The 24,854-nt window shown below is 40.2% G+C and carries 19 protein-coding genes, 6 tRNA genes and 1 riboswitch; of the genes, 14 read left to right on the forward strand and 11 right to left on the reverse strand.

What is annotated here, in order from left to right; all coding sequences use genetic code 11:
• Window positions 1-503: 503 nt before the first annotated feature.
• The 3 genes from ACR2F7_RS08865 to rsgA are packed head-to-tail and all read right to left on the reverse strand — an operon-like array spanning window position 504 to window position 2,220.
• On the reverse strand, window positions 504-830 hold the full coding sequence (locus ACR2F7_RS08865; RefSeq protein WP_432713218.1) for a nucleotide pyrophosphohydrolase: 327 nt from the start codon (window positions 828-830) through the stop codon (window positions 504-506).
• Window positions 830-1,282, reverse strand: coding sequence for a D-aminoacyl-tRNA deacylase (gene dtd, locus ACR2F7_RS08870; RefSeq protein WP_432713219.1), 453 nt, complete (start codon window positions 1,280-1,282; stop codon window positions 830-832). The genes ACR2F7_RS08865 and dtd overlap by 1 nt, the downstream gene beginning before the upstream one ends.
• A 17-nt stretch (window positions 1,283-1,299) precedes the next feature.
• Window positions 1,300-2,220 carry a ribosome small subunit-dependent GTPase A gene (gene rsgA / locus ACR2F7_RS08875; protein ID WP_432713220.1) on the reverse strand — a complete coding sequence of 307 codons (921 nt, stop codon included), beginning with the start codon at window positions 2,218-2,220 and terminating at the stop codon, window positions 1,300-1,302.
• A 256-nt stretch (window positions 2,221-2,476) separates the two neighbouring features.
• Here rsgA and thrA point away from each other — a divergent pair, with 256 nt between their 5' ends.
• Genes thrA through thrC form a run of 3 tightly spaced genes read left to right on the forward strand, consistent with a single transcriptional unit; the run spans window position 2,477 to window position 7,201 of the window.
• Window positions 2,477-4,924, forward strand: a complete 2,448-nt coding sequence (thrA, locus tag ACR2F7_RS08880; RefSeq protein WP_432713221.1) for a bifunctional aspartate kinase/homoserine dehydrogenase I — start codon at window positions 2,477-2,479, stop codon at window positions 4,922-4,924.
• A complete protein-coding gene (locus tag ACR2F7_RS08885; protein ID WP_432713222.1) occupies window positions 4,921-5,856 on the forward strand; it encodes a homoserine kinase in 936 nt (311 codons plus the stop codon). The genes thrA and ACR2F7_RS08885 overlap by 4 nt, the downstream gene beginning before the upstream one ends.
• 34 nt (window positions 5,857-5,890) lie before the next feature.
• Complete coding sequence (gene thrC / locus ACR2F7_RS08890; protein ID WP_432713223.1) at window positions 5,891-7,201, forward strand: threonine synthase; 1,311 nt, start codon at window positions 5,891-5,893, stop codon at window positions 7,199-7,201.
• 100 nt (window positions 7,202-7,301) lie between these two features.
• Here thrC and metF read toward each other — a convergent pair whose 3' ends face one another.
• The 5 genes from metF to murQ form a co-directional block, all read right to left on the reverse strand.
• Window positions 7,302-8,258 (reverse strand): methylenetetrahydrofolate reductase [NAD(P)H], encoded by a 957-nt coding sequence (metF, locus tag ACR2F7_RS08895; RefSeq protein ID WP_432713224.1) that lies wholly within the window; start codon window positions 8,256-8,258, stop codon window positions 7,302-7,304.
• 32 nt (window positions 8,259-8,290) lie between these two features.
• Window positions 8,291-11,950, reverse strand: a complete 3,660-nt coding sequence (gene metH, locus ACR2F7_RS08900) for a methionine synthase (RefSeq protein WP_432713225.1) — start codon at window positions 11,948-11,950, stop codon at window positions 8,291-8,293.
• Between the two features lie 109 nt (window positions 11,951-12,059).
• Window positions 12,060-12,170, reverse strand: a riboswitch (SAM riboswitch).
• Between the two features lie 113 nt (window positions 12,171-12,283).
• Window positions 12,284-13,045 (reverse strand): Bax inhibitor-1/YccA family protein, encoded by a 762-nt coding sequence (locus ACR2F7_RS08905; RefSeq protein WP_432713226.1) that lies wholly within the window; start codon window positions 13,043-13,045, stop codon window positions 12,284-12,286.
• Window positions 13,046-13,094: 49 nt separating this feature from the next.
• Window positions 13,095-13,664: a hypothetical protein gene (locus ACR2F7_RS08910; RefSeq protein ID WP_432713227.1), complete on the reverse strand. Its 570-nt coding sequence runs from the start codon at window positions 13,662-13,664 to the stop codon at window positions 13,095-13,097.
• A gap of 9 nt (window positions 13,665-13,673) precedes the next feature.
• Window positions 13,674-14,480, reverse strand: a complete 807-nt coding sequence (gene murQ / locus ACR2F7_RS08915; RefSeq protein WP_432713228.1) for an N-acetylmuramic acid 6-phosphate etherase — start codon at window positions 14,478-14,480, stop codon at window positions 13,674-13,676.
• A gap of 181 nt (window positions 14,481-14,661) precedes the next feature.
• Here murQ and ACR2F7_RS08920 point away from each other — a divergent pair, with 181 nt between their 5' ends.
• Window positions 14,662-16,269, forward strand: a complete 1,608-nt coding sequence (locus ACR2F7_RS08920; protein WP_432713229.1) for a S41 family peptidase — start codon at window positions 14,662-14,664, stop codon at window positions 16,267-16,269.
• A 5-nt stretch (window positions 16,270-16,274) separates the two neighbouring features.
• Here the strand turns inward: ACR2F7_RS08920 and der are convergent, their stop codons facing one another.
• Both der and era read right to left on the reverse strand, forming a co-directional pair.
• On the reverse strand, window positions 16,275-17,576 hold the full coding sequence (gene der, locus ACR2F7_RS08925) for a ribosome biogenesis GTPase Der (protein ID WP_432713230.1): 1,302 nt from the start codon (window positions 17,574-17,576) through the stop codon (window positions 16,275-16,277).
• 46 nt (window positions 17,577-17,622) lie between these two features.
• Entirely contained in the window at window positions 17,623-18,501 is an 879-nt protein-coding gene (era, locus tag ACR2F7_RS08930; RefSeq protein ID WP_432713231.1) for a GTPase Era, read from the reverse strand.
• A 109-nt stretch (window positions 18,502-18,610) separates the two neighbouring features.
• Between era and ACR2F7_RS08935 the strand changes: the two genes are divergently transcribed.
• From ACR2F7_RS08935 to ACR2F7_RS08960, 6 genes are all read left to right on the forward strand, one after another.
• Window positions 18,611-18,686 (forward strand) — tRNA-Met (locus tag ACR2F7_RS08935).
• Between the two features lie 36 nt (window positions 18,687-18,722).
• Window positions 18,723-18,794, forward strand: a tRNA-Glu gene (locus ACR2F7_RS08940).
• 51 nt (window positions 18,795-18,845) lie between these two features.
• Window positions 18,846-18,921: transfer RNA gene (locus tag ACR2F7_RS08945), tRNA-Met, on the forward strand.
• A gap of 36 nt (window positions 18,922-18,957) precedes the next feature.
• A tRNA-Glu gene (locus ACR2F7_RS08950) sits at window positions 18,958-19,029 on the forward strand.
• Between the two features lie 84 nt (window positions 19,030-19,113).
• A tRNA-Met gene (locus ACR2F7_RS08955) sits at window positions 19,114-19,189 on the forward strand.
• Between the two features lie 36 nt (window positions 19,190-19,225).
• Window positions 19,226-19,297 (forward strand) — tRNA-Glu (locus ACR2F7_RS08960).
• 119 nt (window positions 19,298-19,416) lie between these two features.
• Here the strand turns inward: ACR2F7_RS08960 and ACR2F7_RS08965 are convergent.
• Window positions 19,417-19,557, reverse strand: a complete 141-nt coding sequence (locus ACR2F7_RS08965) for a transposase (RefSeq protein WP_432713235.1) — start codon at window positions 19,555-19,557, stop codon at window positions 19,417-19,419.
• Between the two features lie 24 nt (window positions 19,558-19,581).
• Between ACR2F7_RS08965 and ACR2F7_RS08970 the strand changes: the two genes are divergently transcribed.
• The 4 genes from ACR2F7_RS08970 (at window position 19,582) to ACR2F7_RS08985 (ending at window position 24,332) form a co-directional block, all read left to right on the forward strand.
• Complete coding sequence (locus ACR2F7_RS08970) at window positions 19,582-19,929, forward strand: clostripain-related cysteine peptidase (RefSeq protein WP_432713236.1); 348 nt, start codon at window positions 19,582-19,584, stop codon at window positions 19,927-19,929.
• A 579-nt stretch (window positions 19,930-20,508) separates the two neighbouring features.
• On the forward strand, window positions 20,509-21,690 hold the full coding sequence (locus ACR2F7_RS08975) for a DUF4185 domain-containing protein (RefSeq protein ID WP_432713232.1): 1,182 nt from the start codon (window positions 20,509-20,511) through the stop codon (window positions 21,688-21,690).
• A 1,042-nt stretch (window positions 21,691-22,732) separates the two neighbouring features.
• Window positions 22,733-23,314 (forward strand): PhnA domain-containing protein, encoded by a 582-nt coding sequence (locus ACR2F7_RS08980; RefSeq protein ID WP_432713233.1) that lies wholly within the window; start codon window positions 22,733-22,735, stop codon window positions 23,312-23,314.
• A gap of 328 nt (window positions 23,315-23,642) precedes the next feature.
• On the forward strand, window positions 23,643-24,332 hold the full coding sequence (locus ACR2F7_RS08985) for a protein-L-isoaspartate(D-aspartate) O-methyltransferase (RefSeq protein ID WP_432713234.1): 690 nt from the start codon (window positions 23,643-23,645) through the stop codon (window positions 24,330-24,332).
• Window positions 24,333-24,854: the final 522 nt, after the last annotated feature.

Here is a 24,854-nt window from a genome sequence, read left to right on the forward strand (position 1 = left end):
CTGAATAGGCTATACATGTATTGAATTAATACTGAATTTACTATACAACTAATTTTGGTAATTCTTCCTGCCCCTTAATTGCATCTAATATGTGCTTGTTGTTTTTAATTTCATTGATAGCACATATTGTTTTTTCATTGGGCTCCAAAAATCCTGAACATTCTAGTAATAAGGTTTCTATATAACTATTTAGACTGCGATTTGATTTTTTTTAAGTATAAGTATAAATTCTGCTGTAAACTTATAGAAGTTGATTTTTTGTCCAACGTTGAGTTCATGGCATGTGTTTTACATGGATTCATGTGTCATACAAAAATACTTAAAAATACAGTATGTCGTTGTTTGTCAGCGGTTTTTGTGTCAGATTAATCTAATTAAATCACGATAAACAGATTTCAAATTATCGGCAGTAAATCGGTTTTATTGCCGAAGTTTTGGTTTTAAACTAGCTGCGTAAATGCATTATAATTCCCTTACAAAATGGCATTCTATAAATCCTTATCCTATTTCAGTTTCTCATTATTCTGGTGCCTATCCGCATCACGAACACTATTCTTCGCCATTTTACGCTCCAAAGCTGTCGTCAGGTCAATACCAGTCTGGTTAGCCAGGCAAATCAATACAAATAACACATCTGCCATTTCCTCGCCCAAATCAACGGCTTCGTCGCTCTTTTTAAAAGACTGCTCGCCATATTTCCTCGACATGATCCTTGCCACTTCACCCACCTCTTCCATTAAAATAGCGGTATTGGTGAGCTCGTTAAAATAACGGACCCCGGTAGAGGTAATCCACTGGTCGACGGTTTCCTGTGCTTCTTTAATTGTCATTATTCCTTGTTTTTAGTGTCAATAATGATCGTCACCGGACCATCGTTCAAAAGACTGATCTTCATATCGGCACCAAAGATGCCTGCCTGCACATCTTTATTAATTAGCGTAGAGAGCTTTTTGATCATGCTTTCATATAAAGGAATGGCTTTATCTGGCCTTGCCGCGCGCGTAAAACCAGGTCTGTTGCCTTTTTTAGTAGCCGCAAAAAGGGTAAACTGGCTTATCAATAAAATATTGCCATCAATATCGGCCAATGATTTGTTCATCAGGTCCTGCTCATCACTAAAAATACGGATGCCGGCTATTTTCTGTGCCAGCCAATCCAGGTCTTCCACGGTGTCAGCATCCTCAATCCCTAAAAACACCAGTAAACCTTGTTCAATAGCACCAGTAATATTTTCATCTACACGGCAGCTGGCCTGTGTTACTCTTTGTATAATTGCTCTCATCTTAAATTTCCGTTCGGTTAAGCCCTGGTTTCGTTGCCATGGAAAATGCTTAAATAACTTTCGTACCTGCTGATGTCTATAGAGCCCTCTGCTACGGCATCCATCACCGCACAACCCGGTTCGTTTACATGTCGGCAATTGTTAAACCTGCACTGATTCATCAAAGCCCTCATCTCCACAAAATAATGCCCTAGTTCTTCAGGTCTGATATCGAAAATACCCAGTTCCCTGATGCCCGGAGAGTCAATTAAATAACCGCCGAAAGGTAAGGTGTGCATTTCAGCAAAGGTGGTGGTGTGCTGCCCTTTATCGCTGGCCTCAGAGATGATTCCTGTTTTGATTTCCATGCCGGGCAATAAAACATTGATCAGACTAGATTTACCTACCCCAGAATGTCCTGAGAATAAGGTGGTTTTGTCTTTCAATAACGATTCTATCTGGTCTAGGTTTGTGCCTTCCAAAGCCGAAACTTCATAACAAGGGTAGCCTATCTTTTCATAAATGCTTTTATATTGAGCGAGAATCTCTAAACCTTCGCCAGAAAATAAATCCAGTTTATTAAAGATGAGCATCGTTGGAATGCGATAAGCCTCTGAGGTCACCAGAAAACGGTCTATGAAGCCCAATGAGGTCCGCGGTGAAGCCAGGGTAACAATCAGAAAAGCCTGGTCCATATTAGCAGCAATGATTTGTGCTTGTTTAGACAAGTTAATGGATTTACGGATAATATAATTTTTCCTTTCCAGCAACTGGTGAATGACACCAGTATTTGCATTGGGCTCCAAATCAAACACTACCTGGTCCCCTACGGCAATAGGATTGGTGGTTTGAATGCCCTTGATACGGAACTTCCCTTTGATACGGCAGTCATAATCCTGACCATCTGTTGCGTGTACCTGATACCAGCTTCCTGTTGATTTTATTACTAATCCTTGCATATGATGCGTAAAGGTATCGAATTAATATTTTTTAATAATCATTTGGTATTTAGAAAAATATAACTTTACTTTATACCTAACATAGTTAGTGTATAAAATACGTCATGTATAACCTGAACTCAACCATTATTATTATTAGCACCACCACCGGGATATCCAGGGGGAGGTAAGCTAATGTGTAATAAAATAATATAAATTGTAACCACAGAAAGCGCCTCCCCTAAACAGGGAGGCGCTTTTTTTTTAACCTAAAAACATGAACATTTTAAAATTCGGCGGCACATCGGTAGGATCGGCCAAGAGTATCAGCGCTTTGCTGGACATTGTAGAAGAATCAAGAAAAGAAGAGGCTTGCATTGTTGTCCTTTCTGCCATGAGCGGCGTTACCAATCTTTTACTCGAAATGGCAGAAAAAGCCCAGCTTGGTGAAGATTATTCCGCTCCCTTGTTAGCCATCGAAGAAAAACATTTTGAGGTCATCCGTACTTTGCTGCCTGCATCGGCACAAAACCCTGTCTTCACGAAGCTTAAAATTTATTTTAATGAACTGGAAGATATTTTGCAGGCTGTTTACAACATCAAAGAGTTAACCGCACAAACAAAAGACCTAATTTTAAGCTATGGCGAGCGTTGCTCTACATTTATGGTGAGCCATATTGCCAAACAAAAGGTGTCTGGTGTGGAAGCCGTGGACGGCTCTTTGCTGATTAAAACCGACAGCAATTTCGGACAAGCAAAAGTGAATATGGAATTGACTGAATTGCTAATCAATGATTTTTATGCAAATACGGAGGCCACTTTACTTTTTGTAACTGGTTTTATCTCCAGCAATGACGATGGTAGAATTACGACTTTAGGCAGGGGAGGAAGTGACTATACCGCTGCCATATGGGGTTCTGCCTTAAATGCTCATGAAATACAGATCTGGACAGATGTTAACGGTATGCTTACTGCTGACCCTAGAATTGTTGAAAAGGCTTTTTCTTTAGAAGAGCTGAGTTATACAGAGGCCATGGAGCTTTCTTATTTTGGTGCCAAGGTGATATATCCACCAACAATGACACCTGCCTTTTTGAAAAAAATACCCATCGTTATCAAAAATACTTTCGATGCCAGTTTCCCCGGCACCTATATTCGTCATAATGTAAAACCATCTGAATTGCCCATCAAAGGTATTTCTTCTATTGATGATATCAGTATCCTGAATCTTTCTGGTAGTGGCATGGTTGGTAAAACAGGTTTCAGTGGTCGCCTTTTTTCTTTATTGTCGAGAGAACAAATCAATATCGTATTAATTACACAGTCTTCATCAGAGCATAGCATTACTTTCGCCGTGAAACCTGCCGATGCCATCAAAGCTTTGAATTTAATCAGCAAAGAGTTTGAACTGGAGTTACAGGCCAATAAACTGGAATACCCTGAAGTGGAGAACGAACTTTCTGTATTGGCAATTGTAGGCGAGAACATGAAACATACACCGGGCATTTCGGCAAGGTTGTTTAATGCATTGGGCAGAAATGGAGTCAATGTGAGGGCTATTGCACAAGGCTCTTCTGAATATAATATCTCGGTGATCTTGTCTAAAGCAGACCTTTCTAAAGCTGTAAATGCCGTGCATGATGCTTTTTATGCGGAACTGAAAAAGACGCTGCATATCTTTTGCCTGGGTACAGGTAATATCGGTAAAGAGTTGTTTAGGCAACTGGAAAAACAAATGCCTTACCTTGCTAAAAATAACGACCTGCAGGTCAAAGTAATGGGCATCAGCAATTCCAAGCTGATGTATTTAAGCAATGAGGGTTTAAACTTGGAAAACTGGCAGAATAAGCTGCAGGAAAAAGCGGAGCCGGCAGATTTAAAGTTGTTCGTCAAGAAAATGAAAGCCATGAATTTACCTAACTGTGTGTTTGTAGACAATACAGCAAGTGTAAATCCGGTTAACTTCTACAAGGAAATTCTGCAAAGCAGCATTTCTATTGTTACCTGTAACAAGATCGGTAATTCTGCAGACTATGAACAATACAAATCATTTAAAAAAGCAGCAAGAAAATTTGGTGTAGACTTTTACTATGAAACAAATGTGGGTGCGGGCTTGCCAATTATCAGAACGTTAAAGGACCTGATGATCAGCGGCGATAAAGTTGCCCGTATTGAGGCGATCTTATCGGGTACCATTTCTTATATCTTCAACAACTTTAAGGGCGACAGGTTATTCCACAATGTGGTTAAAGAAGCACAGGAATTGGGCTATACAGAACCAGATCCACGCGATGACTTAAATGGAAAGGATTTTATGCGTAAAATGCTGATCCTTGCCCGTGATGCAGGATATCCGATGGAAGAGCATGACATTTCTATAGAAAGTATGTTGCCGCCTGCATGTTTGGCTGCTGCTTCTGTTGCTGAATTTTACCAGGAACTGGAGAATAACGCTGCCTATTTTGAAAATATGAAAGCCACTGCCGCCAGTAACCAGCAGGTGTTGCGTTATATTGGGAAACTAGAAAATGGAAAGGTGGAAATTACCCTGCAAATGGTAAATGAAAGTCACCCGTTTTTTGCCCTTTCTGGCAGTGATAATATCATTTCATTTACGACAGACCGATATAAAGAAAGACCATTAGTGGTTAAAGGACCTGGTGCTGGTGCAGAAGTTACTGCTGCTGGTGTATTTGCTGACATTATAAATGTAGGCAAGAAATGAGAGCATCTATAAAAGTTTTTGCCCCGGCTACTGTTGCCAATGTTGTTTGTGGATATGATGTTTTAGGTTTTGCGGTAAACGCGCCTGGTGATGAGGTGGTAATGCACTTCACCGATAAACCAGGCGTAGTAATTTCTAAAATTACGGGTGATGAAGGCCGCTTGCCTTTAGATCCTTTTAAAAACACGGTGAGCGCCAGTGTGCAGCATTACCTCCAGCATATTGGAAGAAATGACATCGGTGTATCGATAGAATTACATAAAAAGATGCCCATTGGCAGTGGCTTAGGCTCAAGTTCTGCCAGTACAGTTGCTGGTTTATTCGCTATCAATACGTTGATGGATAACCTTTTGACTAATAAAGAGCTGGTGCCCTTTGCCATGAAGGGTGAAGAACTGGCTTGTGGTTATGGCCATGCTGATAATGTTGCACCTGCTTTATTAGGCGGTTTTGTGCTCATTAGAAGTTACGAACCCCTGGATGTGATCAGTCTTCCTTTTCCGGAAGATTTGTATGCAGCCATCGTTTATCCGGAAGTGGATGTGCCTACCAAAGATGCCCGGCAGATGATCCGTTCTAAAGTACTATTAAAAAATGCGGTAACCCAATGGGGTAATGTGGCTGGCCTAGTGAGCGGCTTGTTTTTAAAAGATTATGATTTGATTGGGAGAAGTATGGTAGATGTGCTTATTGAACCCACAAGATCGATCTTAATCCCTGAATTTTACCAGATGAGGGCGCTGGCGATGGAAAAAGGTGCCATAGGTTTTGGTATTTCTGGCTCCGGACCATCGGTATTTGCCTTAACTAAAGATGAACAAACAGCACACAACATTACGGAAAGCCTGCAGGGGCTCCTTAAAAAAGTAAATATCAATAGTCTGGCTTATGTATCGCCCGTTAACCAGCGGGGGCCTATCATACTAGATTAATATAAAAACCAACCTTAACCAAGAACCAATAACCATGAAATTATACAGCACCAATAACCGTCAATTAAATGTAGCTTTTCCGGAGGCTGTTTTCAACAGCATGCCCCAGGATAAAGGTTTGTATATGCCGGAAACCATACCCGTATTGGATCCGGAATTTATCAATAATATCAGTGATTATACCTTGCCAGAAATTGCATTTAAAGTTGCCTCAGCTTTATTAGGAGATGCCATCCCTGCAGCAGATTTAAAACTGCTGGTAGAAGATGCCATCAACTTTGATGCACCTGCCCGCCGACTGGATAAAAATACTTATGTACTGGAACTTTTCCATGGCCCTTCTTTAGCGTTTAAAGATTTTGGTGCCCGCTTTATGAGCAGGGTGATGTCTTATTTCCTTAAGGAAGATGAAAAATTGCTTGATGTGCTTGTGGCCACTTCTGGCGATACCGGTGGTGCTGTTGCCCTTGGCTTTTTAGGTGTCCCGAATACACGTGTCACCATTTTATATCCCACAGGTAAAGTAAGTAATATTCAGGAACTACAACTCTGTACAAATGGTCAAAATATACATGCCATAGAAGTGAATGGCACTTTTGACGATTGCCAGCAGCTGGTGAAACAAGCTTTTGCTGATGATGAATTAAATGAAAAAAGAAGACTTACTTCTGCCAATTCCATCAACATATCGAGACTAATACCGCAGACTTTTTACTATTTCTACGCCTATGCACAAATGGTGAAACAAGGAAAAAAAGAAGTGGTGTTTGCTGTGCCAAGCGGTAATTTTGGTAACCTTGCGGCAGGCTTATTAGCCTATAAAATGGGTCTGCCTGTTAAACAATTTATTGCCGCAACCAATGCCAATGATACGGTTCCTCGTTACCTGCAAACGGGTGTTTATGAAACCAGAGCCTCTATACAAACCTATGCCAATGCCATGGATGTTGGTACGCCAAGTAACTGGGTGCGGATTATGGATCTTTTTAACCAGGACCGTGCAGCAATTACTCAACTGGTAAAGGGTTATACTTATAATGATGAGGAAACGCTGCAAGCTATTGAAGCTATCTATAAGAAATATAACTATGTGGCTTGTCCGCATACCGCTATTGCCTGGTTAGCTTTGCAAGCTTATACAGCAGCACAACCTGAGGATGATTTTGCGGGCGTATTCTTGTCTACAGCACATCCCTGCAAGTTTCCATCAGTGTTCCCTTTAGAAATTGCAGCTGAGATAGAGATTCCTGAGCAGGTAGAAGAATTGACTTCAAGAGTGAAAATGGCCATTGCCATGGATGCTGATTTTGACGCTTTTAAGGCTTACTTGTTAAAGCTGATATAGCTTTTGTCTATGTTGTTTTAAATTTAAATAGACAGCTCAAAAAAAAGATCATTGGGGTTAAAGCCAATGATCTTTTTTTGTTTGAGGTAAGGGTTAAGGTCTAAAATAAAGCCTGTGCAATTTTTTTAGTTGGACCAGAATTGCCCATGGTATAAAAGTGTAACACCGGGGCACCCATTTCTTTCAATCCTTTACATTGGTGAATCATCCATTCAATACCAAGTTCTCTTACTTCTTTTTCAGACTTACAAGCCGAGACTGCCTCACTCAATTCTATAGGAATATCAAGGTGAAAAGTTTTCGGTAAACTGATCAGCTGCTTGCTGCTGGTCAACGGTTTTAAGCCTGGAATAATGGGTACATTGATACCGTTTTCACGGCATTTATCGACGAACCTTTTGTATTTCTCGTTGTCGAAAAACATTTGGGTTACAATAAATTCAGCGCCTAAATCAACTTTTAATTTAAGGTATTTAAAATCTGTATCCAGGTTGGGGGCCTCAAAATGTTTTTCAGGATAACCGGCTACACCGATACAGAAATCTGTTTTTTCAGAGTTATCAATATCTTCATGCAGGTATTTACCATTGTTCATGTCCATTACATGTTTCACAAGGTCAGAAGCATAAGAATGGCCTTCGGCAGTAGGGATAAAAGAGCTGTCGCTTTTTCTGGCATCACCACGTAATACCAACACATTGTCAATGCCCAGAAACTGCAGGTCGATCAGCGCATTTTCAGTTTCATCTTTGGTAAAACCACCGCAAATGAGGTGAGGTACTGCATCTACCTTGTATTTATTCATGATGGCGGCACAGGTGGCCACAGTACTTGGGCGTTTGCGGTAAGCAACTTTCTCTAACAGACCATTGGCATGCTGTTTATAAATGTAATCTTCGCGGAGGTAGGTTACATCAATAAAAGGTGGATTAAATTCCATTAAAGGATCAATGGCATCAAATATCCCCTGTATGCTTTGTCCTTTTACGGGTGGTAATAATTCAAAGGAAAATAAAGTTTTACCCTTGGCGCATTCAATATGGTCTTTTATCTTCATGTGTTGTATGTGATCGGTTGTATAGGTTTAGGTTAATAGGCTAAATTAGGACTGAGCCATTTTTCAGTTTCCTCCAGGCTGAGGCTCTTGCGTTCCGCATAGTCCACCACCTGGTCTTTGGTAATTTTGCCTAAGCCGAAATACCTGGATTGAGGGTGGGCGAAATAAAAACCGCTGACCGCTGCGGTAGGGTACATGGCAAAGCTTTCAGTCAGTTTAAGGCCAATTTCCTGCTCTGCATTCAGCAATTCAAATAAGGTGCTTTTTTCAGTATGATCAGGACAGGCAGGATAGCCTGGTGCTGGTCTGATGCCTGCATAAGCTTCTTTAATCAATTCCATATTTGATAAATCTTCTTCCTTGGCATAACCCCAATATTCTTTACGCACCAGCTCATGCATTCTTTCTGCAAAAGCTTCAGCAAGGCGATCTGCCAGTGCTTTTACCATGATGCTGTTGTAATCATCATGGTCGCGTTCAAATTCTGCCACCATTTCATCACAACCAATGCCTGTAGTGAGGGCAAAACCACCAAAATAGTCGGCTTTACCACTTTCTTTAGGGGCTACAAAGTCGGATAGGGCATAATAAGGTTCGCCGGCTACTTTTTCACTTTGCTGACGAAGGGTGTGGATGGTTACCTGTTTGCCTTCAGCCTCCAGAATGATATCATCGCCATCGGCATTTGCCGGCCAGAAGCCGATAACGGCTTTTGCCGTTAAGCTTTTATCCCTTACAATTTTGGCGAGCAGTTCTTGTGCATCTTCAAAAAGTTTGGTGGCCTCGATACCGATGGAGGCATCAGTTAAAATTCTTGGATAGCTGCCTTTAAGCTCCCAGGTATGGAAAAATGGGGTCCAGTCAATATAAGGAACAAGCTCTTCCAGCGGGTAATTGTCAAATACTTTTGTTCCTGTAAAAGCAGGGGCCGGGGCAACCTCTTTAGGGTCTATTTGAAACTTACTGGCCCTGGCTTCTTCAATACTTTTGTAACGTTTATCAGAACGTTTATTTAAATGAGCCTCGCGGGCTTTATCGTATTCTTGTCTAATTTGATCTATGTAGGCACCTCGGGTATCTTTATTCATTAAAGTGCTGCATACCGTAACACTCCTGGAAGCATCGAGCACATGAATAGCCGGACCAGAATAATGTGGGGCAACTTTAACCGCTGCATGGATACGGGAGGTGGTGGCACCGCCAATAATTAAGGGAATGGTAAAACCTTCACGTTCCATTTCTTTGGCAAAGTGCACCATTTCATCTAGCGAGGGGGTAATTAAGCCACTTAAGCCAATAATGTCGGCATCAATTTCACGTGCTTTTTTAATGATATCCTGTGCGGGAACCATTACACCCATGTCGATAATTTCAAAATTATTACAGGCGAGTACTACGCCAACAATGTTTTTGCCAATGTCGTGTACATCACCTTTTACAGTGGCCATTAAAACACGGCCAGCGAAAGAACTGGTGCTACCATCAGGGTTATCCAGTTTTTCCTGTGCAATAAAAGGCAGGAGGTAGGCAACGGCCTTTTTCATTACCCTGGCAGATTTAACCACCTGGGGTAAGAACATTTTTCCGGCACCAAATAAATCACCCACAATGTTCATTCCGTCCATCAAAGGACCTTCAATCACATGGATGGGCTTATCGTATTTCTGCCTTGCTTCTTCCACATCGGCATCTAAAAATTCTATAATACCTTTTACAAGGGAGTGCGACAGCCTTTCTTCCACGCTAAGCTTGCGCCACTCTTCATCTTTAACTAAAACTTTACCTTTAGATTTTACTGTTTCTGCATATTCAACCAGGCGTTCCGTGGCGTCATCTCTGCGGTTAAGCAATACATCTTCCACATATTCCAGCAATTCTTTTGGGATGGCTTCATAGACTTCCAGCATCCCGGCATTCACAATACCCATATCTAAACCCGCTTTAATGGCATGGTATAAAAAAGCAGAGTGCATGGCTTCCCTCACCGAGTTATTGCCACGGAAAGAAAAGGAGATATTGGAAACACCACCACTTACTTTGGCATAAGGGAGGTTTTCTTTGATCCAGCGGGTCGCTTTAATAAAATCCACTGCATAGTTATTGTGTTCTTCAAGACCCGTACCTACGGTAAGGATGTTGGGGTCAAAGATGATATCTTCGGCAGGAAAGCCAATTTCATTGACCAGCAAGTCGTAAGAACGCTTGCAGATTTCTTTTCTTCTTTCGAAATTATCTGCCTGGCCCCGCTCGTCGAAAGCCATGACCACTACGGCAGCACCGTAAGACATGATTTTGCGGGCACTTTCCATAAACTTTTCTTCACCTTCTTTCAGGGAGATGGAGTTTACAATACCTTTTCCCTGCAGACATTTTAAACCTGCTTCGATGACGGTCCATTTTGAGGAATCCACCATGATGGGTAATTTGGAAATGTCTGGCTCTGAGGCAATCAAGTTTAGGAATTTGGTCATTGCGGCTTCAGAATCTATCATCCCTTCATCCATGTTGACATCGATGATTTGAGCACCACCTTCAACTTGTTGTCTGGCAACGGTAAGGGCAGCTTCATAGTCGCCACTTAAGATAAGTTTAGAGAATTTTGGTGATCCTGTAATATTGGTTCTTTCACCAATGTTAACGAAGATGCTTTCTGGAGTTACCGTTACCGCTTCCAGGCCGCTCAAACGTAAATAACGTTCAGGTGTATGTATTTTTCTAGGTTGAAGGAGCTTCGCTTTTTTAGCGATGCAGGAAATATGGTCTGGCGTGGTGCCACAACAACCACCCACAATGTTAACAAAGCCATGCTGCATAAAGTCTTCTACTAAATGTGCCGTTTGATGAGGAGCCTCATCATAAGCACCAAATTCATTGGGAAGACCTGCATTAGGATAGGCAGATACATAACAATTGGCTTTTGCGGCAAGCTCTTCAATATGTGGACGCATTTCTTTAGCACCGAGGGCACAGTTGAAGCCTATACTTAAAGGCTTGGCGTGAATGACAGCGTTCAAAAAAGCTTCTACCGTCTGGCCAGAAAGTGTTCTGCCGGATGCATCAGTGATAGTTCCGGAGATCATGATCTCTATTTTGCGGCCAATTTCCTGCTCATATTTTTTGATGGAAAAGATGGCAGCCTTTGCATTTAGCGTGTCGAAAATCGTTTCTATTAAAAGCACGTCAGCACCACCATCTACTAATCCTTTAACCTGTTGAAAGTAGGCGTCTTCAAGTTCATCAAAAGTCAGGGCCCTGAATCCAGGATCGTTAACATCGGGAGAGATGGATAAGGTTCTGTTGGTGGGCCCTACAGCACCTGCCACAAAGCATTTGCGCTCAGGGTGGGCAGCCATAAATTCTGTTACGGCATCTTTGGCAATTTGTGCACCGGCAAAGCTCATCTCGTAATCCAGTGTTTCCATCTGGTAGTCGGCAAGAGAGATTCTTTGGGTGCTAAAAGTATTGGTTTCTATAATGTCGGCACCTGCAGTTAAATAGTCAAGGTGAATGCCTTTGATAATGTCTGGCCGGGTAAGGTTAAGGAGGTCGTTATTGCCTTTCACATCGCAAGGGTGATTTTTAAATCGTTCGCCTCTAAAATCTGCTTCTGTTAAGGAGTGGCGTTGTATCATGGTGCCCATTGCACCATCTATAATTAATATTCTTTTTTCTAGTTCTTCTCTGATACTCATGCGTCAATATTGTTAAAAGTAAGGGGTACCTGCAGCATGATTTACATCAAACAGCGGGGGTAGACCAAACTAAAAGGCTTATTCGGGATTCCGGTAAGGAGTCGATTCAAACTTATCTTTCCAAAACGATATGGACTCGTTTCAGTAGAATGTAGCACCTTGTAAGCACAGGTTGCTAAGACATCGCAGGGTCTAATCCCTCCGTCTTTCTCTATAAGCGCTACAAATGTGCAACAAAGAAAAATGATTTCCAAAGAAAAGGCAATGAAACCTTATATAATTGCAAAGGCCACGCAATAATGCATGGCCTTCCAAATTATGTTCTGAATAAGGTTATTTTCGGCTTCCGAATATTCTTAGTAAAAAGAGGAAGATATTGATGAAATCAAGGTAAAGAGACAAGGCACCCATGATTGCTAATTTCTTGCTGTCAGTGATGGCAATCTGGTCGCCATTTTCTTCAATGCCCGCACCAATACGTTTTAATTTTTGAACGTCGTATGCTGTTAAGGCAGTAAATATAGCTACACCAAAGAAACTCATGATGTAATCAAATTGTGAACTGCCGATAAACATATTGATAACACTTGCAATAACAAGGCCGATTACACCCACCATTAATATTGGTCCGAATTTACTCAAATCTGTGTCTGTGGTATAACCCAAAACAGCCATGATACCGAAGATACCTGCTGCGCCAGCAAAACAGCCAACAACAGAACCCAACTGATAGGTAAGCAGGATGAAACTTAAACTTACACCCGTTAAAACAGAATAAAGGATAAATGTGCCAAGCAGGGCACCATAAGAAAGTTTACTTAAGCCGGCGCTCATTAATAGAACCAGGCCTAGCGGTGCGAACATCACAATATAGCCTAGGATGGTCATGCCTGTGCGCTGACCTTCGGCATTGTATCTGATCAAATAATCTAAAGCTGCCGGCGTGTTAGCCATGTAAACAGCAGCTAAGGTAGATACACCTAAAGCAATAAACATCCACAAGAAAACACTGGCAAAGAATTTCTTCGCCACGCCTGTTTGTTGTTGAACATATTCAGGTTTTTGCACCCAATTAAAATTATTATTGTTATCCATGTGTTTTTAAATTTATTTAAAGATAATCATTGTTTGACTCTTACAAAAGCTATGCCCCTAGTCTTTTTGTCAGGATTTCTTCAACTTTCTTGAAAATTTGCAAAGGTTTTAAGGTTCTCCATGCCAAATCGTCAAGCAAACCCCCAAAGTTGATGTAGTAGTCAAGGTTACATTCTCTAAATTCTTCAATGACATGGGGGTTGAAATTGATGCCGCAAATCCATCCATCCTCTACATCCTGAAACCACTCTTCATAATAGCTGTCTTCCGAAGAATGAAAATTAAGTACATTTTCACCGATCAGGATAAACTTGTTGATCCCTTCATCAATCATGAGTTCCAGAATTTCACGCTTGAGCAGCATGATGTCATTATTGATGGCATCATTCCACTCGCCCATAAATTCAATGATCGCATACTGCCTGTCGTAATCAACAAAAAGGACTTTAATATATAAAGTGTTGGAACCAAAATCATCCCATTGCGGATGTATCAGGAAGTTATATAGTTGTTTGTCAAAATAGAACTCTGAATACTCCGTATTAAAAAATGGCGAACGCTCATCTTCAGCGGCAATGTAATCATCGCGCCATTGGTAATATGGTTCTATCTCATGCATAGTCGTAATTTACTTAGTACTGGCTTCCACTGCTTTTCTAACACTTCCATAACGCAACAGCAAATCTTCAGCATGTGCATGGTCAATGTTTAACTCTGCCATCACCATTTGAGTGCCTCTGTCTACTAATTTATGGTTTGTTAATTGCATGTCTACCATTTTATTGCCTTTAACTTTTCCTAGTCTGATCATGACTGTGGTGCTGAGCATGTTGAGGACCAGCTTTTGTGCCGTGCCGGATTTCATACGTGTAGAGCCGGTCAGGAATTCTGGGCCTACCACAACTTCTACCGGGAAATCACTTTCTTGGGCTATTGGGCCACCTTCATTACAAACAATGCAACCTGTTAACACGCCATGTTTGCGTGCCGTATTTAAACCGCCTACCACATATGGCGTAGTACCAGAGGCTGCTAAACCAATCAGACAGTCTTTTTCGTTGATATGATATTCCTGAAGGTCTATCCAGGCTTGTGCATCATCATCTTCGGCATTTTCCACCGCTTTCCTGATGGCGGTATCACCACCAGCGATAATTCCTACAACAAAATCAAAGGGAACACCAAAAGTTGGCGGACATTCTGAGGCATCTACAACCCCTAGACGTCCACTTGTGCCAGCGCCAATATAGAAGAGCCTGCCACCGTTTTGCATACGTTCAGAGACGGCAGAAGCGAGTTTTTCAATCTGCGGGATTGATTTTTCTACGGCTAAAGGAACAGTCTTGTCTTCCTGGTTAATCCCCTTTAAAATTTCAAGGACAGACATTTTGTCTATTTCATTATACCTGGATTCTTGTTCGGTAACTCTTATCATATACTTTTTTTGGCTAAATTTCGTCAATTTCTTCCTAAATTAGAAATCAAAACAGCAATCACTTTATAAAGTTTAGCATTAACGTGGCCTCCAGGAAAATATTTTAAACATTTTTAAAATCACTGACGTTATTTAAGATAAATAACTTTGTTATTTCATAACTTTGAGCAACAGCTGTTAAATGAATCGAAATACCCGTCACCACCTCTTTATTGCGCTCACTTATTCCGTAACATTAATAGGTGGAATGTTTCTAGGTTATAAATTTCTTAAGGACCAGGGTTTTCAAATCGTCAGACCCGTCGTTTCAAATTTAGATAATACCCATAAAGTTGATGAGATTATCCATTTAATTGATAAGAATTATGTGGATGAGGTCAACACCACCTCATTGTATAATTTACCCATTGATAGTATTTTACATCAGCTGGATCCCCATAGCATGTATTTGCCACCTGAAGAAGCCAACGAACAGATGGAAACACTGGAAGGTAATTTTCAGGGTATTGGCATAGAGTATTATGTGTTAAACGATTCGCTGCTGGTTACGAGTGTTGTAAAAGCGGGTCCGGCATATGAAGCAGGAATTAAACCCGGCGATAGGATCATTAAGGTGGACAGTGTTTATGTGAGCGGCAAAAAGTTGCCACGTGAAAAAATGGTGGGTAGGATTAAAGGGAAAAAAGGTACACCAGTTGAATTAGTGGTTTATCGCCAGGGCTTGTCAAAGCCTCTTACTTTAAAAATTAAAAGAAGCAGCGTCATCGTGAGCAGTATTGATGCTTCCTACATGTTGAATGCCAATACGGGTTACATCAGGATCAGCAAATTTGGGGCTAATACCGATGTTAATTTTGCCGATTCATTGAGTGTGCTGAAAGCAAAAGGCATGACCAAACTTATCCTTGATTTAAGAGATAATGGGGGAGGCTACCTGAGTGCGGCAACAAGTTTAGCCAACCAGATTCTTCCTGAAAACAAATTAATAGTCTATACAGAGGGTAAGCATGAACCTAGAACAGACTACATTGCCAGCGGCGGCGGCTTGTTTGAGCATGGAAAACTGGCTATCCTGATCAATGAATATACGGCCTCGGCGAGTGAAATTCTTGCAGGTGCTGTTCAAGACCTTGATAGGGGTGTAATTGTTGGGAGGCGTTCTTTTGGTAAAGGACTGGTGCAGGAGCAATTTCCCTTTGGGGATGGTTCTGCCGTAAACCTGACTATAGCACGATATTATACGCCTTTGGGCCGTAGTATACAGAAATCATACAAAAAAGGCTATAACGCCTATCAACGAGAGCTTGACGACCGCTTTAACGATGGTGAGCTGACAGCAAGCAGGTTGAAAACTGAAGATAGTGTAAAGAAAAATATAGCCTTTGTAACTGGTGCCGGGAAAAAGGTGTTCGGCGGGGGAGGTATCCATCCGGATGTGTTTGTTAAACTTGATACCATAGGCTACAATAAATTATATTATACCCTGTCATCGGAGAAACTGATGTTTGATTTTGTTTACGACATTTTGGGTAGCCGCTATAACAGCCAGTACCTGGTGCAAAACATGGATACTTTTGATGTCAGTAACAATGACTTCCAGGCTTTTGTAAAATACCTGCAACGCAAAAAGGTCATTATAGACCAGCGTCAGCTTAATGCTGCTAAACCAGTGATCTGTAATGACCTTAGGGTATTGTTGTTTAAATATCACTTAGGTGATCCAGGCTATTACAGAGCCCTTAATCAGCACGATGATGTTGTAAAGCAGGCTTTAGCAAGCCTGCAGTAATCTTTTTATTTCTGTCTGAAGTAGATTTGAATAGGTACTCCTTTAAAATCAAAATGTTCCCTTAATTTGTTTTCGATGAAACGTTTGTAAGGTTCTTTAATATACTGTGGTAGATTACAGAAGAAAGCGAACATTGGTGAAGTAGCATTGATTTGTGTTGCATATTTCACTTTGATAAATTTCCCTTTATTAGAAGGTGGAGGATAGTTTTCAATGATCGGCAACATGATATCATTCAATTTAGAAGTAGGAACTTTCTTAGCTCTGTTTTTGTAAACTTCTAAAGCGGTTTCGATGGCCTGGAAAATACGTTGTTTGTTTAATACAGAAACAAATACGATAGGCACATCAGTGAATGGCTGTAATTTGGTGCGGATTTGCTCTTCGAAAACTTTAACCGTTTGGTTATTCTTTTCAATTAAATCCCATTTGTTGACTAAAATGACGATACCCTTTTTGTTTTTCTCTGCAAGGTGAAAGATGTTTACATCTTGTGCTTCCAGCCCTTCAACAGCATCAACCATTAATAAAACTACATCTGCTTCTTCCAAAGCTTTGATGGTACGCATCACAGAATAAAACTCAATATTCTCTTTTACTTTAGTTTTTTTACGCAAGCCGGCAGTGTCAATAAACATGAACTCATGTCCGAATTGGTTGTAATGGATATGTATAGAATCTCTGGTAGTACCAGCAATTGGGGTAACGATGTTTCTTTCTTTACCAATCAGGGCGTTGATTAATGATGATTTACCAACGTTAGGACGACCAACAATAGTTAGTTTAGGTAAAGCATTTTCTTCTTCTGGAAGATCTTCGAAATGTTTGATCACCTCGTCCAATAAATCTCCAGTACCAGAACCTGTCATAGAAGAGATAGAAAATATCTCACCTAAGCCAAAGCTATAAAATACGGAAGCTTCATTTTCTAAAGCGGTGTTGTCAACTTTATTGACAACAATAAAAACAGGCTTTTTACTTCTTCTTAGTAAAGCAGCAATTTCGTCGTCAAGGTCTGTAATTCCAGTAGTTACGTCTACCATAAATAGTAAAACGGTAGCTTCTTCAATGGCAATTACAACTTGCTCACGGATGGCTGCTTCAAAAACATCTTCTGAATTTGCAACATAACCACCAGTATCAATAACGGTGAAATTTTTGTCTGTCCACTCTGCTGTACCATAATGACGGTCGCGGGTTACGCCACTAAAATCATCAACAATTGCTTTGCGACTTTCAGTTAAGCGATTAAAAAGGGTAGATTTGCCTACATTTGGTCTTCCGACGATTGCGATAATGTTACTCATATGTTTAGTGAATTGTATTCGTTATTAAGGGGTTGCAAAGGTAGGTTTAATTTTCGTACCCGAAACTTTTTAAATAATTCTTTTTACTGCGCCAATCTGGCAATACTTTTACAAAGGTTTCAAGAAAAACTTTCTGATCCAAAAATTTCTCAATATCCTTACGGGCTTCAGTACCAACCTTTTTAAGCATGGCGCCGCCTTTTCCAATCAGGATATTCTTTTGAGAGTCGCGCTCCACAATAATTTCTGCGCTGATTCTGGTGATGTTTTCTTCTTCTTTAAAAGATTTAACGATCACCTCTGTACTATAAGGAATCTCTTTTTGGTAGTTGTTAAAGATTTTTTCTCTGATAATTTCAGAAACGAAGAATTTTTGACTGCGGTCAGTCAGTTCTTCTTTATCATAATAGGCTGGATGTTCTGGCAAAAAGTCAAGAATCATCCCTAAAATTCCGTCAAGGTTATATTTATGTAATGCAGAAATGGCATAAATATGCTTAGGATTTAACTTTTCTTGCCAGTACGCCATCTTTTCCTCAACCTGAACTTGTGTGGCATTATCAATTTTATTGATCAAAACAACCATAGGGATGGTGGTGTTAATGATCTTTTCAAGGACATCATTCTCATCATGCTCCTCATTAATGTCTGTAACAAACAGTAATAAATCTGCATCAGATAATGCGCCTTTTACAGAGTTCATCATAGAATCCTGCAAACCATAACGCGGTTTAATGATGCCTGGCGTGTCAGAAAAGACAATTTGATAGTCTTCCTGGTTGACAATACCCAGAATACGGTGACGGGTTGTTTGTGCTTTGGGTGTGATGATAGAAAGCTTTTCACCCACCAAGGCATTCATTAATGTTGATTTACCCACATTGGGCTTACCTATTATACTTACAAAACCTGCTTTATGTGACATGAAAATAAATTTTAAAATAAAGTTGCACCGCAAAGAAACGAATTATATCTTTGCATTCCAATTCGGAGGAAGAGTTAAGGATTTAACAATGACTTTAAATTGTATAAAGTGCGGGGTGGAGCAGTTGGTAGCTCGTCGGGCTCATAACCCGAAGGTCATCAGTTCGAGTCTGGTCCCCGCTACCAAAGAATTCGTAGCAGCAATGTTAAGGCAATTCAAAAGGCCCGTTCGTCTAGGGGTGAGGACGCCAGATTTTCATTCTGGAAACAGGGGTTCGATTCCCCTACGGGCTACAAGATTTAAGTTATGCACGCTTAGGTTTTTATTTTACAGTGCACATATAGTGCGGGGTGGAGCAGTTGGTAGCTCGTCGGGCTCATAACCCGAAGGTCATCAGTTCGAGTCTGGTCCCCGCTACCAAAGAATTCGTAACAGCAATGTTGAGGCAATTCATTTGGCCCGCTCGTCTACCGGTTAGGACGCCAGATTTTCATTCTGGAAATAGGGGTTCGATTCCCCTGCGGGCTACTCAATACTAGAAGCCGTTAACTTCGTTGACGGCTTTTTAATAAGCTTATGCAGGCTTAGCTTTGAAATAAAATGCATATACAGTGCGGGGTGGAGCAGTTGGTAGCTCGTCGGGCTCATAACCCGAAGGTCATCAGTTCGAGTCTGGTCCCCGCTACCAAAGAATTCGTAACAGTAATGTTAAGGCAATTCATTTGGCCCGCTCGTCTACCGGTTAGGACGCCAGATTTTCATTCTGGAAATAGGGGTTCGATTCCCCTGCGGGCTACGAAAGGGAATTTTCCAAAAAAAAGACAAGGGTTGCTCTATTAAGAGCAACCCTTTTTTATTGAAATTCAGGTAGATATTGATAAATAGGGGATCAAGTCTTGTGGACTAATGGTGTTTTTAAGCATTAAGTTGAGTAAGGCGATAGAAGAAGATTTCAATACTTTTTACTCCTCTAAACTGGCTGCTGAATGCCTTTATCTTGGCGTTAAAAGATTCAGCAGAAGCATTTGTTGATCTGCCATCAAAATAGTTTAGTATTGTTTAATAACGAATGCCCGCCAACTGTCACCAGCAAATTCTTATTGGCTTGTATTGTGGTCGCATGCTACATCATGGGCACCTCCAACTGGTAGAAAAACCAAATCATTCGGAAGTGATAATAACCAAGAAATGGATATTATTGATTTTAGGAATGCAATACCTTCAGATTTTGAATATATTATGTTTGCTGCTTGTTCAACGGGGAGTGTAGAGGTTGTATACGAACTCCAAGAGAAAGCAAGATACATTCTATTCTCTCCATCTGCGGTTCCGTCAGCTAGTTTCCCTTATGAAGCAATTACCCCTCACTTTTTTGTGAACACAAGAAGATCTAAAGACAATTTGCAAAGAGTTTATTCAATATTATAATGGTTCGATAGGATCGTATGCTTCTGCAACTGCATCATTAGTTGACACTAAAATGCTAGATTTATTAGTTACTAGCTGCCAAAATGATGAAAAATATGCCTAAAATGCTACTTAACAGAATGTAGAATAATAGACCAGAATTTATGATATAATCCCGTTGCGAAAGCTTCGGGATTTTTTATTGATGGACAAAAAACAAAATGTTCTAAAATTCTCTTACCTAGTTTGCTAAATCGTTTTAAAATATTAAATTGCATTAACCAATTATAAAACCAAACAAAGAAATATGTAGATAATTACGATCTGTGGGTATAGTTATCATAACCTATTTGCTATCCTTAGGTAACTAGGAAGCGATGCTTTTAATAATTTAATATTTCAATATTTAGGACTGAAGGTAGAATCTTAAAATTGTGTCAATGATAGGTGTGTTGTTGGAATTTTTGAGCTTTTTTGATTTCAAGTTTATAGTATCTCATTCGTTAGTCAGCTATAAATAAACCTAATTAAAATGTCTTTATAGTTAAAATTGATTATGATATATTAAAATCAGCCAATAATTCACCTAAATATAAAACAATGAAAAAACTATTAATTATTAATGCCTTAGCTTCGCTTTTACTGATGCAGAGCTGCAAGAAAGATGGAACTCTTTCTTCTGGTACAAGTGAGCCACTCTCTGGAGAAACGTCCCAGAGTATAACCAAAGCGTGGATGGACCAACCTATTACCACCTCAGCGTGGGTGGACCAAACTGTTACCAATTTTTTTAAACGTACCACAGGATCTGTTGCTTTTGACCAGGGATCCAGTATTCCACTTTCTGACGGGAGAGTGCTTTGGGTAACTCAAGATGCTTATTATCAGGGTTCCCTATCGGGCAATTATTTATACTGCAACCACACAATTGCCTACAGTAACTCTATTATTATACAGCCAACAAAAACTAATTGGTCTTCAGCTGCACCCATGATGACCCGGACAGGTGCGGTTAATAATATAGGAAATATGATTCCTAAGCAGCCGGGAACTACTTGGACATGGCCAGGTGCGGGTGTAGAAATAGGTAACTATGTATATATATATGCAGCAGAGGGCAATGGCCTAAACCCAACCAATCAAGCACTTTACAAACTTACGAAAAGTACGGGTACGGCATGGAATACCGCTCCTGTTCGTATTACACCTAATAATATGTCGGGTCAAGTAGAAGCGCTATATTCAGCAGGTATGGTTAAGGAAGCAGATGGGTATGTATATTGCTTCGGGCAGAAGGGAACTAATTTTGGTTATAACTCCGAAGTTTATGTAGCTCGTTTCCACCAGAGTAATCCTAGTGTATGGACTTATTGGGATGGTTTTGTTTGGAATACAAACAGGTGCACCTGTGCTGTAACAACCTCTCTTGCTTCTAATAGTGTGGCTAAAGTAAATGGTAAATATGTGTTATGTACAATAACAAGTGGTTATAATTGTGACGGAAACAGGGGCGTATATACCTCTTTTTCTTCAAGCCCTACAGGACCATGGTCTCCTCGTAAATTGGTGTATACCATTAATGAGACTTTTAACGATGGTCGTATTAGATACTATACGCCTATCATTCATCCAGAATCTACAGCTGGCGGATTGCTGATTACTTATTGTGTAAACTTCGGTGCCTGTGGACAGGCTGAATGCACAGGAACTGGTGCCACTAGAGATCCTAATTTTTATCGTCCGAGAGGAATTACGGTACCACTTTCAGAAATTGGAATATAATTGTTAAGGTTTTCTGTTTAGAAAATAGAACGACAACCCAAATTCGAGAAAAATCTCCATTAGTAAATCATCTATTGCTAACTGATGGAGATTTGTTGGTTATTACTTAGCTATTTAATCAGTGAATTCATGCATAAAGATAAATTTTTATGTTCAATACCTGGGGAGAGTATCATTAGGCAGCTGTTTAGGGTATAAGAAAAAACTATTTTCCTGACCGATGCGAGATTTTCATTCTGGAAACAGGGGTTCGATTCCCCTGCGGGCTACGAAAGGAAACACCAGATAATGGTTGTTTCCTTTTTTTATGGCTTTTATTTTACCTGATGACCAGCAAGAAAGTATTAGGTACAGCATAGGCTCCATGCCAATCGCGCATTAAAAGTTATAGGATTTCTGATTTAAGCCAAATTTAAAAGCTAGTTCCAGAAATTTAGATATCGATCAAGGCAATGTGATAGGAAGACATCCAGCCAAATTATTTGAGGGTTATATGTGGGGGGATTTATACGAAATCCGGGATAATATATTTATATTCCAACTTCATTACCCAAGACAATGATCAAATACATTCTTCTAGCATTAATTTTCATGTTTGCCTCTTGTGGGTTAAAGTCAAATGAGGATACAAGGTTAATTAATAAGTTTATTAAATCCCTTGCCGATCCGAAGATGAAGACAGATGATATCATCTCTAATTACTTATGCTAAACAGAAAAAAATCACGATTCTGAATATTATAAGTTAGTAGTTAGCCAGGTTGACTTGCTGAGAAAGGAAATAGGAAATTCGTCCAATCAAGACTTAAAGATCTTAAATTATGACGACTATCCAGAAGCAGCAAAAATAATCTTAATAGATTCAACAGAACACAAACATGTGTATGCCATTAAACGTGAGCATCAAAGGATGATTAATTTGTATGTGAAAAACAATAAAATCAGTTCCTTTGTGACGATGAATAAAGGCAAACTTAAGATGTTCTTTATGCTTTGTAAATAGCAACACATGCGTATCTTCGCCGCCAGTATCAATCACTACTATGAAAATCGAAGAACAACTGCTTCAGCGAAGCGAAAAAAAATGTGAACTGTGTGGATCAGAAGATAACCTAAGTGTTTATGGAGTGCCCCCTCATACCAACCCTACATTAGAAGAATGTGTAATGGTATGTGGCAAATGTTTAGCGCAGATCGAAAAAAAAGAATCATTAGACAGTAAACACTGGCAATGCTTAACTGGAAGCATGTGGAGCGAAGTTCCAGGTGTACAGGTAGTGAGCTGGCGCATGCTGAACAGGTTAAGACAAGAAAGCTGGGCAATTGATAACTTAGACATGATGTACCTTGATGAGGCTACATTAGCATGGGCAAAAGCTACAGGCGATCATGAAAATGATTCGGAAGTTAAATTCCATATGGATTGCAACAACAATGTATTGGAAAATGGTGACACTGTAGTTTTGATCAAAACGTTGGATGTTAAAGGCTCCAGTTTAAGTGCTAAATTAGGTACAGTTGTTAAGAATATTAAGCTGGTTGACAATAATAAAGAACAAATTGAAGGTAGAATTGAAGGACAACTGATTGTTATCCTTACTAAATATGTGCGCAAGCAAAGTTAATTGCGCTTACAGGTGTTGACAATCTATTGCTCAAATAAGCTATAAGCTCAACGTTTGCACAAACCTCTCCGCATTAGCAAAACTTGCTGACAGCATTACCTGCAAATGAGCATTATTAAAGCGGAAGGTCAAAAGCCTTCCGCTTTTTTTGTGATCAGCTGATAGTTAAATCAGCTAACAGGTAAATCAGTCAACAGGTAGCAAAATTTAAACTACATAAGTAAATTAAATTTGCACCAGTATTCACTTAGAAAACCCTGACAAAATATTCTTTTACAATGGTTTGGAACCAAATTTGCCGTCTGTATTTTCGATAATCATCATTGAGATGAAACCTTTTTTGTCTTTATTACTTGCTTTTTGGATTGCAAGACCGGCCTTCCCCCCACAGGATGATGAACTGCGCAATCATATGGTCCGCAAACAAATTGAAGAGCGTGGTATCAACCACCGGGCAACCCTTCAGGCCATGCGCAAGGTAAAACGCCATTTGTTTGTACCTTTAAAACATCAGAAAAATGCTTATGACGATATGCCATTGCCAATTGGTTATGGTCAAACAATTTCGCAACCTTTTATGGTTGCCTACATGACACAATTGCTGGAGCCTAAGGTAAAACATCGTGTCCTTGAAATAGGCACAGGCTCTGGTTACCAGGCCGCCGTTCTTGCAGAAATCGTTCAGCAAGTGTACACTATAGAAATTGTGAAAGCGCTTGGCATGCAAACCAAAAAGAAATTGCATGACCTCGGCTATCAAAATGTGGAGGTTATTACCGGGGATGGCTATAAGGGTTTACCAGCAAAGGCTCCTTTTGATGGTATCATTGTAACGGCTGCTGCAGAAACAATTCCTCCTCCATTGATAGCGCAATTGAAGGATGGTGGCAGAATGGTTATCCCGGTAGGTGCCTCCTCTGCTGTACAAACCCTGGTGCTTTTAGAGAAAAGAAAGGGCAAGGTATTTACTACAGATGTTACTAAAGTCCGGTTTGTGCCTTTTACCAGGGATCAATAAGCTTTATAAGGGATCAGTAAACTTTACCAGAGATCAATAAACCAGCATCTTATAACTAGCCCATTCATTTAGATTAAGGGCCATGTTTTTAGCACCTCATGCATGTGAAAGAAAAATACCCCCTTATAAACAGGTTTGCCCCTTCTTACTTCAGCTAAATCTCTTGTTACTTCAGATAAATAATGACACTTTTGAGTATACGATCCTCAGGTTTTTTAAAATTGGCGCTTTCATCACCTTATCAATAAAGTTATACGAATGAACATCTCCCGGGTATTTTATCTTTCTCTGTCCCTTTTTATGTCTATGACATTGGCTTCTTGTACACTACAAAAAAGTAAGTCGGAGGCCAAGCGGGCTTAGAAGACAAGGCATATTATCAACTCCTTGGCTCACAGAACGACATGGCTACGATCCGACTTGCTTTCATCACCTTATCAATAAAGTTATACGAATGAACATCTCCCGGGTATTTTATCTTTCTCTGTCCCTTTTTATGTCTATGACATTGGCTTCTTGTAC

The sequence above is a fragment of the Pedobacter sp. genome, assembly GCF_045628745.1.
Lineage (GTDB): Bacteria > Bacteroidota > Bacteroidia > Sphingobacteriales > Sphingobacteriaceae > Pedobacter.

Coding starts and splice junctions, on each gene's coding strand:
- ACR2F7_RS08865 (WP_432713218.1), bottom strand. CDS start 830: ATGACAATTAAAGAAGCACAGGAAACCGTCGACCAGTGGATTACCTCT.
- dtd (WP_432713219.1), bottom strand. CDS start 1,282: ATGAGAGCAATTATACAAAGAGTAACACAGGCCAGCTGCCGTGTAGAT.
- rsgA (WP_432713220.1), bottom strand. CDS start 2,220: ATGCAAGGATTAGTAATAAAATCAACAGGAAGCTGGTATCAGGTACAC.
- thrA (WP_432713221.1), top strand. CDS start 2,477: ATGAACATTTTAAAATTCGGCGGCACATCGGTAGGATCGGCCAAGAGT.
- ACR2F7_RS08885 (WP_432713222.1), top strand. CDS start 4,921: ATGAGAGCATCTATAAAAGTTTTTGCCCCGGCTACTGTTGCCAATGTT.
- thrC (WP_432713223.1), top strand. CDS start 5,891: ATGAAATTATACAGCACCAATAACCGTCAATTAAATGTAGCTTTTCCG.
- metF (WP_432713224.1), bottom strand. CDS start 8,258: ATGAAGATAAAAGACCATATTGAATGCGCCAAGGGTAAAACTTTATTT.
- metH (WP_432713225.1), bottom strand. CDS start 11,950: ATGAGTATCAGAGAAGAACTAGAAAAAAGAATATTAATTATAGATGGT.
- ACR2F7_RS08905 (WP_432713226.1), bottom strand. CDS start 13,045: ATGGATAACAATAATAATTTTAATTGGGTGCAAAAACCTGAATATGTT.
- ACR2F7_RS08910 (WP_432713227.1), bottom strand. CDS start 13,664: ATGCATGAGATAGAACCATATTACCAATGGCGCGATGATTACATTGCC.
- murQ (WP_432713228.1), bottom strand. CDS start 14,480: ATGATAAGAGTTACCGAACAAGAATCCAGGTATAATGAAATAGACAAA.
- ACR2F7_RS08920 (WP_432713229.1), top strand. CDS start 14,662: ATGAATCGAAATACCCGTCACCACCTCTTTATTGCGCTCACTTATTCC.
- der (WP_432713230.1), bottom strand. CDS start 17,576: ATGAGTAACATTATCGCAATCGTCGGAAGACCAAATGTAGGCAAATCT.
- era (WP_432713231.1), bottom strand. CDS start 18,501: ATGTCACATAAAGCAGGTTTTGTAAGTATAATAGGTAAGCCCAATGTG.
- ACR2F7_RS08975 (WP_432713232.1), top strand. CDS start 20,509: ATGAAAAAACTATTAATTATTAATGCCTTAGCTTCGCTTTTACTGATG.
- ACR2F7_RS08980 (WP_432713233.1), top strand. CDS start 22,733: ATGAAAATCGAAGAACAACTGCTTCAGCGAAGCGAAAAAAAATGTGAA.
- ACR2F7_RS08985 (WP_432713234.1), top strand. CDS start 23,643: ATGAAACCTTTTTTGTCTTTATTACTTGCTTTTTGGATTGCAAGACCG.